At 68.1% G+C, this 14,119-nt stretch carries 10 protein-coding genes and 1 tRNA gene; 6 read left to right on the top strand and 5 right to left on the bottom strand.

Annotated elements, in window-relative coordinates; genetic code table 11:
* The first annotated feature begins 3 nt into the window (after positions 1–3).
* Positions 4–3,111 (top strand): ComEC/Rec2 family competence protein, encoded by a 3,108-nt coding sequence (locus ABWO17_RS06145; protein WP_353116688.1) that lies wholly within the window; start codon positions 4–6, stop codon positions 3,109–3,111.
* Between the two features lie 175 nt (positions 3,112–3,286).
* Here the strand turns inward: ABWO17_RS06145 and ABWO17_RS06140 are convergent, their stop codons facing one another.
* The 4 genes from ABWO17_RS06140 to ABWO17_RS06125 form a co-directional block, all read right to left on the bottom strand.
* Positions 3,287–4,312, bottom strand: coding sequence for an Fpg/Nei family DNA glycosylase (locus ABWO17_RS06140; protein ID WP_353116687.1), 1,026 nt, complete (start codon positions 4,310–4,312; stop codon positions 3,287–3,289).
* A 436-nt stretch (positions 4,313–4,748) separates the two neighbouring features.
* On the bottom strand, positions 4,749–5,156 hold the full coding sequence (locus ABWO17_RS06135; protein WP_353116686.1) for a type II toxin-antitoxin system HicB family antitoxin: 408 nt from the start codon (positions 5,154–5,156) through the stop codon (positions 4,749–4,751).
* 251 nt (positions 5,157–5,407) lie between these two features.
* Positions 5,408–7,072 carry a ChaN family lipoprotein gene (locus ABWO17_RS06130; protein ID WP_353116685.1) on the bottom strand — a complete coding sequence of 555 codons (1,665 nt, stop codon included), beginning with the start codon at positions 7,070–7,072 and terminating at the stop codon, positions 5,408–5,410.
* The gene (locus ABWO17_RS06125) at positions 7,063–8,328 is read right to left on the bottom strand and encodes a phenylacetate--CoA ligase family protein (RefSeq protein ID WP_007526208.1); all 1,266 of its coding nucleotides are present in this window, start codon (positions 8,326–8,328) and stop codon (positions 7,063–7,065) included. Before ABWO17_RS06125 ends, ABWO17_RS06130 begins: the two co-directional genes overlap by 10 nt.
* 482 nt (positions 8,329–8,810) lie before the next feature.
* On the opposite strand from ABWO17_RS06125, the gene ABWO17_RS06120 reads away from it, so the two are divergent.
* The 4 genes from ABWO17_RS06120 (at position 8,811) to ABWO17_RS06105 (ending at position 11,329) form a co-directional block, all read left to right on the top strand.
* Positions 8,811–9,419: an HPP family protein gene (locus ABWO17_RS06120; protein ID WP_353117477.1), complete on the top strand. Its 609-nt coding sequence runs from the start codon at positions 8,811–8,813 to the stop codon at positions 9,417–9,419.
* Between the two features lie 134 nt (positions 9,420–9,553).
* Complete coding sequence (locus ABWO17_RS06115) at positions 9,554–10,444, top strand: SDR family oxidoreductase (protein WP_353116684.1); 891 nt, start codon at positions 9,554–9,556, stop codon at positions 10,442–10,444.
* Positions 10,445–10,450: 6 nt separating this feature from the next.
* Complete coding sequence (locus tag ABWO17_RS06110) at positions 10,451–11,026, top strand: hypothetical protein (protein ID WP_353116683.1); 576 nt, start codon at positions 10,451–10,453, stop codon at positions 11,024–11,026.
* A 227-nt stretch (positions 11,027–11,253) separates the two neighbouring features.
* Positions 11,254–11,329, top strand: a tRNA-Phe gene (locus tag ABWO17_RS06105).
* Between the two features lie 283 nt (positions 11,330–11,612).
* Here ABWO17_RS06105 and ABWO17_RS06100 read toward each other — a convergent pair.
* Positions 11,613–11,822 carry a TOBE domain-containing protein gene (locus ABWO17_RS06100; protein WP_035068085.1) on the bottom strand — a complete coding sequence of 70 codons (210 nt, stop codon included), beginning with the start codon at positions 11,820–11,822 and terminating at the stop codon, positions 11,613–11,615.
* A gap of 568 nt (positions 11,823–12,390) precedes the next feature.
* Between ABWO17_RS06100 and nikA the strand changes: the two genes are divergently transcribed.
* Positions 12,391–14,064 (top strand): nickel ABC transporter substrate-binding protein, encoded by a 1,674-nt coding sequence (nikA, locus tag ABWO17_RS06095; protein WP_353116682.1) that lies wholly within the window; start codon positions 12,391–12,393, stop codon positions 14,062–14,064.
* The last annotated feature ends 55 nt before the right edge of the window (positions 14,065–14,119 follow it).

Genomic DNA, 14,119 nt, shown 5'->3' with positions numbered 1-14,119 from the left:
CTCATGCACCAGCCATCCCCGCAGCCCCTGCCCGCTCCGCCCCTGCCGCCGCTGCTGTTTCGGCAGGCCTGCCTGCTGGCAGCGCTGGCAGGGTTGGCCGCACTGCCGCCACGGGGCGAACCCGTGTGGGCCGTTACGGCGGCGGTGCTGCTGTGGCTGGGCATGGGAGCTCGGGCGCGCGGCCTGGCCCGCGTGACCGTGTACGCGCTGTGCTTCTGCGCCGGACTGGGCGCGGCGTGGCTGCGCGAACCCGGACCGCCGCCGCAAACGCCCGCCTGGGCCGACACCGGCCACCCGGTGCGCTTCAGCGGCACGGTGGCGGAGTGCACTCCCACCACCGACGGACGTATCCGCCTGCTGCTGCGCGATGTGCAGCCAGAGTTGGACACCCCACAGGCGGGCGGCGATGACAACGCCGTGCCCACAACCACACCATCCGCCACCGCCCCCACGGCGATGCCGGGTGCCGGGCCGGGCACTGCGCCGTCCGCCATGGACATGGAATCCGTGCCCCTGCCGGGATTGCTGGCCCTTTCGTGGCAAAGCCCACCCCTGCGGCCCGCGCCGGGCACCCGCCTGACCGTCACCGCCGCAGTGGCCCCCATGCGCGGGCTGGCCAACCCCGGCGGCGACGACAGCGCGGCGTTCTGGGCCTCGCGCGATGTGCGCTTCCGCGCCTGGACCACCCGCGCCAAGGGCGCGCCCCGCGTGCAGGGCACGCCGTCCGCAGGCTGGACGTTCCGCGAGAATCTGCGCACCGCCATGTTGCGGGCCATCGCCCTGCACGGAGGCTCCGAGGGAGGCAGGCCGGACACCGGAAACGGCGACGAGGCGGCAGCCGTCACCACGGAGTCGCCGCCACAAAAGGGGACGGACGCAAAGCCCCACCGCAGGGCCACGACAGGGGCTTCCGCGTCGGGAACATCCGCGCCGGAATCCACCCCTGACGCCGCGCCCGGCAACGCCCCCGATCCGCCCACCCCGGCGGGCGCCTTTCTGCCCGCGCTGGTGCTGGGCGACCGCTTTCATTTGGACAGCCGCGACCTGGACCTTGTGGCCCGCGCCTCGCTGATCCACGCCATCGCCCTTTCGGGCATGCACCTGTGCGCGGCGGCGGCGCTGGGTGCCGGGCTTGCCCTGCTGGCCGGACGCATGGCCCCCGGCGTGTACCTGCGCATTCCGCGCCGCAAGCTGGCCCTGGCCTGCTCGCTGCCGCCCGCGCTGGCCTATGTCTGGCTGGGCGGCGCGCCGCCCTCTCTGGTGCGCGCGGCACTGATGCTGGTATTCTGGGCGTGGCTGTACTGGCGGGGCAGGCCTCAGGTGCTGCTGGACGGCCTGCTGTGGGCGGTGTGCGTCATCGTGCTGTTCGACCCCGGCGCAGCGGACGACCTGTCGTTGCAGCTTTCCGCCTGCGCGGTGGCGGGCATTGCCCTGGCCAAACCACTGGCCGCCCTGCTGCCCCGCCGACTGCGCGAACTGGGTGGTCTGGGTGGGTCGGCATCCCCCGGTGACCGGGATGACGGAGGCGGCGGCAACCGCCGGGACGGCATCGGAAACGCAGTCGGCACCGCCGCATCGGGCACGGGTGGCCGCCCTCTTCGGCATCCGGCCCAAACCTCACGCACCAGGCGGACCTCCCTGACCTCACGCACATGGCGCTCCCGCCTTGTCGTATACGCCGCGCGCACCCTGTGGGTGACCCTGTGCATCCAGGTGATTCTGCTGCCCCTTTCCGCGCGGGTCTTCGGCACGTCCAGCCCGTGGTTCGCGCTGAACCTGCTGTTCCTGCCGCTCATCGACGGCGTGGCGCTGCCGCTGGGCCTTGCGGGCATGGCCGTTGCCCCGGCGGCACCGGATGTGGCGGGATGGCTGCTGCTGGTGGCCCGCTGGCCGTTCGACCTGCTGCTGGTTTCGCTGCGCGGGCTGGACAACGCGGGCCTGCTGGGCAACCCCCAACTGCTGCGCCCCCACCCCGCCGCCATGCTGGGGCTGTGGGTGCTGCTGGGTGCGGCGGTGCTGCATGTGTCCGGGCGTGCGGCAGATGACAGCGTCGAGCATGGGAATGGGCAGGCATCGGACGCACCACGTCGCCGCGCCGCCCTGTTGCTGGCCGCCGGGGCGCTGCTGGTGCTGGGACCGGTGTGGCCGCGCTTCGTCGCCGCCACGGACCCTGCCGTACGACTGGCCGTGCTGGACGTGGGGCAGGGGCAGTCCGTGGCGCTGGATTGGGGCGCTGGGCGCATGCTGGTGGACGGTGGGGGCACGGCCTCGCGCTCGTGGGACACCGGGCGCCGCGTGGTGGCCCCGGCCCTGACCGACAACCGCCCGCCCCGGCTGGACGCGGTGGCCTGGTCGCACCCGGACCGCGACCATTTGCGGGGACTTTTGTACGTCATCGACACCTTTGCCGTGCGCCGGGTGGCGGGCAACGGTGATGCCCCGCGCGGCGAGGATGGCGCGCGGCTGGCCGCCATCCTGCGCCATGCCCGACTGATCGGACACCACGAGGAACGCTGGCATGCCGGGCAGCGCATATCCCTTGCGGACGGGCTGGAACTGGAAGTGCTGCACCCGCCCCTGCCGCAGGCGGTTGGCCCCGCCTTTGACGGCAACGACGCCTCGCTGGTGCTGCGGCTGACGGCACCTGACGGCCAGAATCGGCGGGATGACCACGATGGAAAGGACGGGCGAGGCGCGCGGCGCGGACTGGCGCTGATTCCCGGCGATGCGGGCGACCCGGCCATCCGCGCCCTGCTGGAAACCGGGGCGGATCTTTCGGCGGAAGTGCTGGTGCTGCCCCACCACGGCGGCAGGCGCAAGCTGCTGCCGCAACTGCTGGACGCGGTGCGCCCCGCCATGGCCGTGGCCAGCGCGGGCTACCGCAACCGCTGGGGCTTTCCCGTGGCGGACACCCGCGCCGCGCTGGCGGCACGGAACATCCCCCTGCTGGTAACGGCGGAATCGGGCCAGGTGCTGGCCCGATGGGATGCGCAGGGGGCGAAGGGAACAGGCTGGATCAACGGTACCGGCGGGGAACTCGCATGGCCCGGCCCGGCCACCGTCACCACTGCCCGTGATAAAGACGGCGACGACGCGGACGGCGGGCAGTAGCCGCCACCATTGACGAGTTGCCCCGCGCCATGCACGGGACGCATGCCGAAAGTGCAGGGTCGAAATGTGGCTTCGATTCCCCCGTACCGGGTGGCTGCGCGGCCACATCGCGTGATGCCCACCACTTGCCATGCCCGACAAGGCCTTTGTCCGGCCCCCGCCTGTCCCCTTCCGGCTATTTCGGCTTCTGGCAGTGCTCGCAGTACACCGTGGTGCGCCCGGCCACCTTGCCCGTGGTCAGTATACGCCCGCAGGCCACACACGGCTGCCCGGACCTGCCATACACCCGGAAACGGTTCTGGAAGGCCCCGGCATCGCCGTGGGCATCACGGTAATCGCGGATGGAACTGCCGCACTCGGCGATGGATTCGCGCAGCACATCCACCAGATGGCCATGCAGAACGCGCAATCGATCGGGCGAAAGCTCCCCGGCCTGCGCGTCGGGCCGGATGGACGCCCGGAACAGCGATTCATCAGCGTAGATGTTGCCGATGCCCGCGATGACCGTCTGATCCAGCAACAGCGCCTTGATGCGCCCCCGCCGCCCTCGGAACAGCACCGCGAAATCCGGCGCGGCGATCTCCAGCGGCTCCGGCCCCAGCGACCGCCAGAAGTCCCACGTGGCCAGATCGGCGTCGGACAGGGCGCGCACATAGCCAAACTTGCGCGCATCGTCGAAGAACAGCCGGTTGCCGTCGTCCAGCCCGAACACCACGCGGGTGTGCGTGTTGGGCGCCACCTCCGGCCCGTAGACGAACAGCCGCCCGGTCATTTTCAGATGCACGCCCAGCAGATGCGGCACACGGTTGCCACCCACGCCGCCTGCACCTGTCGCGCCTGTACTTCCCGCTCCGGCCACCCTGCCCGACGCGTCACGGCAGGCCATCAAATCCGCCGCGTCTGTCGGGGCAGTCGCCCCCATCCCGGCGGACCTTGGCTCAACCGCACCGCCCGCCCCACCGCCTGTGGCATCCGGGCCATTCGTACCATCCGGGCCATCCGGCGAGGCCAGTTCCATCAGCAACAACTTGCCGCGCCGCCCCACCCCGGCGATGACGCGTCCCGGCACGCAGCGGGCGAACGCCGCCGCATCGCCCTGCACCGTGCCCTCGTTGCGCACCGAAACGGACACGATGCGCCGCCCCGTCAACTGGGGCCGCAACCCGCAGGCAATGGTTTCCACCTCTGGCAATTCAGGCATGGGCAACTCCACGTGACTGACGTGCGATGACGAAAAACAAACCGCATCGGCACACCATAGGCACGCCGACGCGGCCTGTCAGCAGGCCCGCGCATGACGGGGCGGAATTGGCGGGGAAACAGGGAAGGTGGCAATCCGTCGCTTGGTATCATGCGCGACAGCGTTTGCCCCACTGCCATCGTCTTTCCGGCCTCAGGCACAACCTGCGCGTTTGCCGTGGATTTCGTGCCGAGAGCAAGGAAGGCGGCCCTGACGTGAGGGCGTTTGTCCCAAGGGCGTTGCATTTACCGGCCCACGGCGCGACCGGCGCAGACGGCGGATTGTGCGTCGAGGGCAAGGAAGGCGGCCCTTTTGCGACGGGAGCGTACTCTTCTCGTACCCGACCGGAGCGGAAGGGCCGCCTGACGCAGCCATCGGCCGTAAGACGCCGCCTGCGTCAGGGGCAGCCCATGCGGTCGCAAAGGTCACGAATCGCCGCCACCACCACCTGCGACCGGCTCATGTTCCAGTCGGCGGCCACGGCATCCAGCGTGTCCTTTTCCTGCTCGGTCATGGTCAGGGTTACCTTGACCACCCGGCGCGGTTCCAGGCGCACGGGCACCATGAACAGGGCGGCGCCAGCGGGCGGGGCCGTGGGCAACCGGTCCGGCGGGGTGGGTTCGGGCAGGGTTTCGCCACGGGCCAGCAGCCCGCGCACGTGTTCGGCCAGTGCTTCCTCGGCCATGCCGTAGGCCTCGCACAAGGTATCAGCGCCCATGTCACCGGGGGCGGCATCGGGAAAATCGGGAAAGTCCACGGCGAAACCGTCATCGCCGAGGGGGGTCAGCACGGCGCAATACAGCATTCCATCCTCCGGCCGGGGTATCCGGCGCATGCTCGTGGCTTGTACGTTTGCTCATGATGGCGCGGGTACGCCGGATTCCCATGCCCAACGGGGCCCACTCCGGCAGGACGCACCCCGTTGACGCATGCCAATCGGGGCGAACCAATCAAATTCCAATTCGTCCGATTCCGCAACGCAACCCTCCCCTGCGCAACCGCTGTCCGTGGCAAAAACTCGGGACGCACGGCAGCGCGGGTGGCTGCGGAAAACTGCTACTTCAGGCCGGGTACGGTCAACACCCGTTCGCCGTCGGCAGCGCCGGGACCGCGCACGGTAAAGCGCACGTCCTGCCCGGCGGCCACGGCAGCCGCGCCCGCCTCGTGCAGCACGCGCATACTGTCCACCACGCGGTCACCCACACGCAGGATGAGGTCGCCCGGACGGAACCCGGCGCGCTCGGCCACGGAGCCCGGCTCCACCTGTTCCACGCGCGCGCCGTCCGCTTCCTGCTGCAACAGCAGGCCCAGACGGGGCCGTGCGGGGCCGCCCGCAGCGGCTGGCATGCCGGGCATGGGGCGCGGCGGTTCCGGCTCTGCCCGGCACACCCAGAACATGTCGGCCTGCGCCGCATCGGGCGGGGTGTCCGCAGATTCCGCGACAGAAACATTTGCGGGCGCGCCCTTGGCGTCGGGCACCGGGGGCCTGACATCCGCATCCGGCGCGATGCGCCACGGCATCACCAGCAGCACGTGAGCATCCGGGTCCAGCAGGCGAATGCGCCGGGCGATGCCCCAGCCGAACTCCACATGCCCGCCGCCCGCAAGAATGACCACCGGGCCACCGTGGGCCACGCGCACCCGCACCGCCTGGTGGGCCATGGCCGAATCCCACAGCGACTGCACCAGCAGGAACCGTTCGAGGGCTTCGGCGTCGTTGGCGGGGGTGACCGATGGCGCAGAGGATGGCGTGACGGATGATGCGGCTTCCGACTCAACTGGGGGGACGGGGGGGACGGGGGTGATTGGAGTGATTGGGGTGACGGAAGCCGCCTGTACAGCGGATGGCGTTGCGACTGGCTGCTCCCCGGCCTGAATCTGCCCGATCTGCGGCTGACCCTTCTGGGGCTGCCCGGTCTGGGGCTGCTGCCCCTGCGGTGCGGTTTGCCCAGCACCACCGGCACGCCCGGTCCGCATGGCCGCGTGCTCGCGGAAAATGGCGGTCAGCGTGGCGCGCTGCTCCGGCGCGGGCGCGATGATGGACGGCGGCAGCCAGACCCGGTCGGCCTCGGCCACGGATTCCAGCCCGCCCCGGCTCACCTGGCGCACCACGCGCTGGGGCACGTTCAGGCCGTGCACGGGCAGGCGCGCCCAGTCGGCCACGACAAACACGGGCTTGTACAGCTCGAAGTCGTAGCCCCAGGTCTTCGGCCAGTCCAGGGCATCGGAAAGCTTGTCCAGCGGGGTGGCCCCCCGCGAAAATTCGTCCAGCGCGGGCTGCCCGTCGCGGGGCACCATCTCAAGGCCTATGGCCGGGCGCGCGCCTTCCGCCAGCAGGGCGGTGATGAACGCGGCCTGCGCCCGGTGGTCGCACGCGCTGGTGTGCGACTCACCCAGCAGGATGTAGTCGTGACGCAGGGCCTGCCGTGCGGCGTCCGCCGGATCCAGGGTACGGATTTCCCCGGCCTTCGACACCGTCACCAGCGTGCCGTCGGGCAGGCGGGGAGTGGGCATGCCCATGCGTGCGGCCCCCGGTGTGGTCGTGGCCGCTATCGCGGTCACCGGTACGGCAACCGTCGCGCCCCTCGTGCCCCCGCCGCTGTCGGGCGGCCGCGCCGCAGCGCAGCCGCCCGCCAGCAGCACGAGCAGAAGCAGCGGCACGCAGGGCAGGAAACTTCCCGCCCCGCGTCCGCTGATATGCCGGGTTCCGGCTAGTCCCATACCCGCTTGTCCTCGATGGGACGGATCTGCGGGGGCAGGGTGCCGGGCGCAAGGATCTTCAGTTCCGGGCGCAGCTTGATCTTCTCGCGGAACTGGTGGAGCAGTTCGTCCTCGCGCTTGAAGTTGCTGGCCTCGATGAACAGGGTCATTTCGTCGATGCCGCCGGGGTTGGTGACCTCGATCTGCCAGCGCTTGATTTCCTCGAAGCGCGACATGACCTGTTCCACCTGGTGCGGGTACACGAACATGCCCTTGATGCGCGCGGTGGTGTCCACGCGGCCCACGATGGAGCCAAGGCGCGGGCTGGTGCGGCCGCAGGGGCAGGGCGAACGGTCGATGTACGACAGGTCGCCAGTGGCCAGGCGGATCAGCGGGTAGGTCTTGTTGAAGGCCGTGACCACGATTTCGCCCACCTCGCCGTCCTTCAGCGGAATGCCGGTGTCCGGATGGCAGATTTCCACGTAGCAGCGGTTGGCGATGTGCAGGCCGGTCTTGTGGAAGCATTCGTAGCCGATGCAGCCCACGTCCGCCGTGCCGTAGCCCTGGCGCATGATGAGGTCGAACTTCTTCTCGAGCTGCGCGCGCAGCTTTTCGGAGAATTTTTCACCGGTGACGAAGCCCACTTCAAGGAACAGGTCCTTGCGCAGGTTCATGCCCTTTTCCTCGGCCTTCTGGGCAAGGTGCAGGAGGTAGCTGGGCGTGCCCACATAGCCGGACACGCGCAGCTTGGACATGATCTCGAGCTGCGTGGCCGCGTTGCCGGGGCCTGCGGGCACCACGGCGCAACCCAGGTTGCGCAGGGGTTCCTCGAACATCAGGCCCGCCGGGGCGAGGTGGTAGTTGAAGGTGATCTGGGCCACGTCGCCGGGGCGGAAGCCCACGGAATAGAAGGCCTCGGTGTAGCCCCAGTAGTCGTCGGCGCGGTCTTCGGGGTCGAAGATGGGGCCGGGCGACAGGAACACGCGCTTCAACTCGCCAAGGTCCTTGGTCAACAGCCCGCCAAGGCGCGGCCCCATGGACTGGAGGAAGATGAGTTCCTTCTTCTTGAGGATGGGAATGTGCTTGAGGTCCGTGAGGGTCTTGAACTTCTCCACGTTGAACTGGGCGCGGTCGAAGCGCTTCTTCACGTCCTCGGAATAGCGGTAGGCGTAGGAAAGCAGATCCTTCAGCTGGATGAGGTAGTATTGCCTGCGTTCGCTCTCGTCGAGCACCTCGCGGCGGCTGTAGATGCCTTCGGTACGGTCCTTGCGGGTCATGCGGTGGGCTCCTTGGTATCGTGGCGTACGGTGCGCGCGGCCCCCGGAACAGGAACGCGGCGCCCGATGCATGTGCAGGATTCGCCCATAGCCCGCGCACTACAGGTTGGCAAGAATATTTTTTCATTCCCTTTCATATCAACATGATAAAAGTGTTTCCACATGTTGATGAAATCTGTGGAAAACCCACCTTTTCCGCCGGGACAGTGAAAGACCCACCATTGCGGCAGGTTATCGATGGATTCCCGAATGGTTGCCGGGGGCTGACCGCACCCGCCGCCTGCAACCACCGCAACAGCAGCATGAGGGCACAGTCCGGCGCCATTTCCGGAAATGTGACCACGGTCACGGCGGATGCGGTTGCGCCAAGGTAGCCTGCACTGCTGCCGGGTGCGGCGTTACGACCGGATTCCGCCCCCCGGCCCGTAGGGATCGACCTTGTGCACCCGGCCTTCATCCACCCTTCTGCCTGCGACCACACCATGGACTATTTCCGCAAGATGTGCGGCTGCGGCCGCGACAACTGCCGCCCCGGCCTGCTGGGCCTGCTGCCCAGACCCGACATTTCCGAAACCCTGTGGTCGTTCATCGGCGCGCTGTGCGGCATCGGCGTGGTGGCATGGCTGTGCGACCGGGTAGCCTCGCCGGGCGACGGCTTTGTGCTCATCGGCTCGTTCGGGGCCTCGGCGGTGCTGGCCTACGGTGCGCCGGGCGCGCCCTTTTCGCAGCCGCGCAATCTGCTGGGCGGCCATGTTCTGTCAGCGCTGGTGGGGGTGTTCGTGGCGCGGAACCTGGGGGTACCGGGCATGGTCGGGATGTCGGGGGCCGAAGCGCAGGTGCTGGCCACGGCGTGGCTGGCCCCGGCAGTGGCCGTGGCCGCCGCCATCGCCCTGATGCACCTGACCGACACCCTGCACCCGCCGGGCGGGGCCACCGCGCTCATCGCCGTCACCGGCAGCCCGCAGATTCAGGCCCTGGGCTACAAGTACGCCGTGGTGCCCGTGGCCGCCGGGGCCGCCGCCCTGCTGGTGGTGGCCCTGCTGGTGAACAACATCCCGCGCGGGCGGCGCTACCCCCGGCACTGGTGGTGACTGATGGTGACGGGCCGCACGGTTGCCACGGCGATGCAGGCGGGCTAGACTCGCCGGGCGCCGGTGGCGCGTAGCGGCCCGCCGGGGAAACAACCCCCATGGCCGCGCCAGCCGCCCACCGCCGCAGGAGCCCCGTGGAACACCCCGCCCCGTGTCCGAACGCCGATTTCCCTTCCCCCGCCCCAACCCTGGCGGGCCGCGTGGCGCTGGTCACCGGCGGTGCGCAAGGCATTGGCCGGGGCATCGTGGAGCATCTGCTGGCCTGCGGCATGCGCGTGGCCGCCATGGATGCCGACGCCGAGGCGCTGGCCGGACTTACTGGAATATTGGCCGGAGCATTGGCCGCCGAACTGGCGGCGGACAACGGCGCCCCGTCACCCGCACATCCGGGTGCTTCCACGACATCCCCTTCCCTGCTGGCCCTGCACGGCAACGTGGCCGAACAGGCCGACGCGGACCGTTGCGTGGCCGCCACGGTGGCCCGTTTCGGCGGGCTGCACCTGCTGGTGAACAACGCGGGCATCGCCAATCCCCATTCCGGCCCCGCCGACGTGGCAACCATGGACATGGACCACTGGCAGCGCATGCTGGACGTGAACCTGACCGGCCCCATGCGCATGGTGCGCGCCGCCGTGCCCCACCTGCGGGCCGCGCGCGGGGTGGTGGTGAACATCGCCTCCACCCGCGCCGTGCAGTCGGAACCGCATACCGAGGCCTACGCCGCGTCCAAGGGAGGTCTGGTTGCCCTGACGCACGCGCTGGCCGTGAGCCTTGGCCCAGAGGTGCGGGTGAACTGCATCTCGCCGGGCTGGATAGAGGTACGCCACCTGCGCAAGGCGGCACACCGCGAAACGCCAGTGCACACGGAAGCCGACCGCGCCCAGCACCCCGTGGGCCGCGTGGGCACGGTGCGCGACGTGGCCGCGCTGGTGGCCTTTCTGGCCGGGGAGGACGCCGGGTTCGTCACCGGGCAGAACTGGCTGGTGGACGGCGGCATGACCCGCCGGATGATCTACGAGGAGTAACGCCGCATGTACGTCGGCCTGCATACCGCAAGCCTGCCGCAGGTGCTGGCCGAAGCCCGCCAGCGCATCGTGCTGCACATGGCCCTGTACGCCGAATTCGGGCGCATGCCCGCGCTGGCCGAGGCGCTGCACACCGCCCTGGCCCAGCCCACCTTCCGCCGCCTGCAGATGATCACCGTGCCGCTCGCATCCCGCCGGGGCTGGGTGGACGAATTCCTGCACGCCCTGCGCCCGGACCTGACGGCGGTGCAGATGGGGCACGAATTCGCTGCCTCGCGCGATTTCATCGTGCGGCTGGCCGTGCGCCACGAAGGGCTGGTGGAAGTGTACGAAACCCACGCCCTGCCCTGCGCGCCGTGCATCATCGTGGACGACCGCATCCTGTTCGGCCACTACGCGCACAGCCCGGTGCCCATGGAACAGGGCTTCTGGTTCAGCGTGGCCGCGCCCATGGACGAACTGTTCGCCTGGGCCGAAACGGGCGTGCTGCCGCGCGATGCCACCCCCCGGCACCGGGCGGCCTTCCGCTTCGTGTGCGACTGCCGCAACGCCATGCGCCAGGCCAAGCGCATGCTGCTGTAGGGAAAGGGCAAACACCGGCAGCCCCCACCACCACCGGGAAGCACGGAGCGGCCCAAACCCGCATGAAACGCCCCGGCGCGTAGCACCTGCCGACCGGCCAAGCCACCCATCCCAGCCGTCGGACCCGAGGGACTTCAATCCCCGCCCCCGTCCGGCAGAAAAATCATCCTCGCGCCAAAAAGTGCTTGCCAAGCCCATCCATTTTGCCTATTCAGGTTCTCCGCGACGCCGAGGTAGCTCAGTTGGTAGAGCAGGGGACTGAAAATCCCCGTGTCGGGAGTTCAATTCTCTCCCTCGGCACCACGCAGACAGCAAAGGGTTGGAACAAACGTTCCAACCCTTTTTTGCGTTTGCCGACCCGAACGTGTACCCGCGCGCGACGTTTGACACGGCGGCGCACCCCGCTTGGCATCAAAAGCCCCCGGCGAAAAACTTCGCTGGGGGCCTTGTGCTCTACTCCATGGCCAGTGCGTTTCCATAGCCACCCGACGCATGCAAAAGCCCCCGCTCTTTCCGGAGCGGGGGCTTCATCGCCTGGAAGCATCAGGGCGTCGGGCCATGCCGCATGCGCCCCGCGCCGAACCTGCTAGTCGGTGACGATCATGACGTTGGAGGCCTTGACCATGGCCTTCACGTCCGAGCCCTTCTTGAGGCCCATGTCTTCCACCGAGCGCTTGGTGATGATGGACACCACTTCGATGCCGGGGGCCACTTCGATGATCACTTCCGAATTGACCGCACCAACGGTGATTTCCTTGACCTTGCCGGGGATAAGATTGCGGGCGCTGACTTTCATGATGGTTCTCCTGTCATGATTGTGCATGGCTGTATGTGAATATGCGCGGACATGCAATTTCCTGCGTGAACGGTTCGCAGCAGGATAATTCATGCACACAAGATAACACCTGCCAAGAGTCATGCAAAATAAAATTATCGTGACTGCCGCCTGTCCTGAAAATTCGTGACTGCTTCTGCGTTTTCCGCAGCCAATGCTACATCATGAAGACCAATCCAGAAAGTTCCATCGCGGGATTTTGTGGAAATATCATGCACGCACTCCCCGGCCTGCCCGCATGCCCCCGGATGTCACACGACACCGCACCAACCCTGCGGACGGCCCGACCGAACATCCGGCATACCGTCCTGCGCATCCCTCAAATACTTCCCTCCCGCGATCATTCAATCACGCTCGCAGCCCTCAGCGCGGACCGGCGCGACGCAACACCCAAAAATAAAAAGGCATTACCAAAGAAAACCGCCATCTGTCCGCAGTGTCGTTGACATGAATTTTCCACTCTGGCATTTGGAGTAACACACTTTGTATTTTTTTATCCGTAATACACATTCAAAATTCGGAGAACGACATGCCGACCCGGTCGCCTTGTGTTGTCGCCCATTTCCCGCGCCACTGGCTGCGTGCGCTTCTGCGGCCCATGCTTGCCGCCCTCATGCTGTTCACCGTGGCGCTGGCGGGCGGCCTTGCCGCTCCCCTTGCCGCGCACGCCGCCGACACCCCGGCGGACACCCTGCGCTATTCCTGGCCCTCCAACGTGGGTGAACTGAACCCGCACAAGTATTCGCCCAACCAGATGTTTGCCCAGGGCATGGTGTATGAATCGCTGGTCAAGTACGCCAAGGGCGGCGCCATCGAACCCTGGCTGGCCGAAAGCTGGACCGTGTCGCCCGACGGCAAGGTGTACACCTTCACGTTGCGCAAGGGCGTGACCTTTTCCGACGGCACGCCCTTCGATTCCAAGGCCGTGCGCATGAACCTTGAAACGGTGCTGGCCAACCGCGCCTCGCACGACTGGCTGGAACTGGTGGCCCAGATCGACAAGGTGGAAACGCCCGATGCGCGCACCGTGCGCCTGGTGCTGAAGAACGCCTACTACCCCGCGTTGCAGGAACTGGCGCTGATCCGGCCCGTGCGCTTCCTGTCGCCCTCGGCGTTCCCCGCATCCGGCAACACCGCAGAGGGCATCAAGGCGCCCATCGGCACCGGCCCGTGGAAGCTGGTGGAAACCCGCAAGGGCGAATACGACGTGCTCGAGCGCAACGACGCCTACTGGGGCAAAAAGCCCGCCATCAAGCGCATCGTGGTCCGGGTCATCCCGGACCCGAATACCCGGCTGGTGGCCTTGCAGGCGGGCGAACTTGACCTGGTCTTCGGCGGCGGCGGACACGGCGGCGGACAGATCAGCCTGGAAGCCTTCGACGCCCTGAAGAAGGGCGGCAAGTACGCCACCTACCTTTCGCCGCCGCAGGCCAGCCGGGTCATCGCGCTGAACAGCAAGAGCGGCCCCACCGCCGACATAGCCGTGCGCAAGGCCATCCTGCACACCATCAACAAAGACGCCATGGTCAAGGGCATCTTCCTGAACGCGGAAGCCCGCGCCGACGCCCTGTTCCCGCCCACGTCCCCCTACTGCGACCTGAAGCTGCCCCCCTACGCCCACGACATCGCCAAGGCGGAAGCACTGCTGGACGAGGCGGGCTGGAAACGCACCAATCCCCAGGGCCCCAAAGGCCCGCGCATGAAGGACGGCAAGCCGCTGACCGTGGACCTGTGCTTCGTGGGCAACGACGCCCTGCAAAAGGCCATCGCGGAATTCCTGCAATCTGAACTGGCCCGCGTGGGCATGCAGGCCAACCTGATCGGCGAGGAAGAAGACGCCATCGGCGAGCGCCAGAAGAACGGCACCTTCGGCATGGTCTTCGGCGATACCTGGGGCGCACCCTACGATCCGCATTCCTTCGTCAGCGGCATGCGCGTGCCCACCCACGCCGATTACCAGGCCCAGATAGGCCTGCCCATGAAGGCCGACATCGACGCCAGGATCGGCAAGGTGCTGCTGACCACCGACGAAACCACGCGCCAGAACCTGTACCGCGACATCCTGACCACCCTGCACGACCAGGCCGTGTACCTGCCGCTGACCTACCAGACCAGCATGGTGGTACACACCGCCCGCGTGGACGGGGTGCACTTCGGCGCCATGGACACGGAAATCCCCTTCGAGGACATGCTCCTGAAATAGCAGCAAAACGCGGGAGGGCGGCCACGCGCCGCCTTCCCCATTTCCTGCCGCCGGG

It is taken from the genome of Nitratidesulfovibrio sp. (genome assembly GCF_040373385.1).
GTDB lineage: Bacteria > Desulfobacterota > Desulfovibrionia > Desulfovibrionales > Desulfovibrionaceae > Cupidesulfovibrio.
Note: the sequence above shows the minus strand (reverse complement) of the source record. Positions and strands in the feature narration are given on the sequence as shown.

Coding starts and splice junctions, on each gene's coding strand:
- ABWO17_RS06145 (WP_353116688.1), top strand. CDS start 4: ATGCACCAGCCATCCCCGCAGCCCCTGCCCGCTCCGCCCCTGCCGCCG.
- ABWO17_RS06140 (WP_353116687.1), bottom strand. CDS start 4,312: ATGCCTGAATTGCCAGAGGTGGAAACCATTGCCTGCGGGTTGCGGCCC.
- ABWO17_RS06135 (WP_353116686.1), bottom strand. CDS start 5,156: ATGCTGTATTGCGCCGTGCTGACCCCCCTCGGCGATGACGGTTTCGCC.
- ABWO17_RS06130 (WP_353116685.1), bottom strand. CDS start 7,072: ATGGGACTAGCCGGAACCCGGCATATCAGCGGACGCGGGGCGGGAAGT.
- ABWO17_RS06125 (WP_007526208.1), bottom strand. CDS start 8,328: ATGACCCGCAAGGACCGTACCGAAGGCATCTACAGCCGCCGCGAGGTG.
- ABWO17_RS06120 (WP_353117477.1), top strand. CDS start 8,811: ATGGACTATTTCCGCAAGATGTGCGGCTGCGGCCGCGACAACTGCCGC.
- ABWO17_RS06110 (WP_353116683.1), top strand. CDS start 10,451: ATGTACGTCGGCCTGCATACCGCAAGCCTGCCGCAGGTGCTGGCCGAA.
- ABWO17_RS06100 (WP_035068085.1), bottom strand. CDS start 11,822: ATGAAAGTCAGCGCCCGCAATCTTATCCCCGGCAAGGTCAAGGAAATC.
- nikA (WP_353116682.1), top strand. CDS start 12,391: ATGCCGACCCGGTCGCCTTGTGTTGTCGCCCATTTCCCGCGCCACTGG.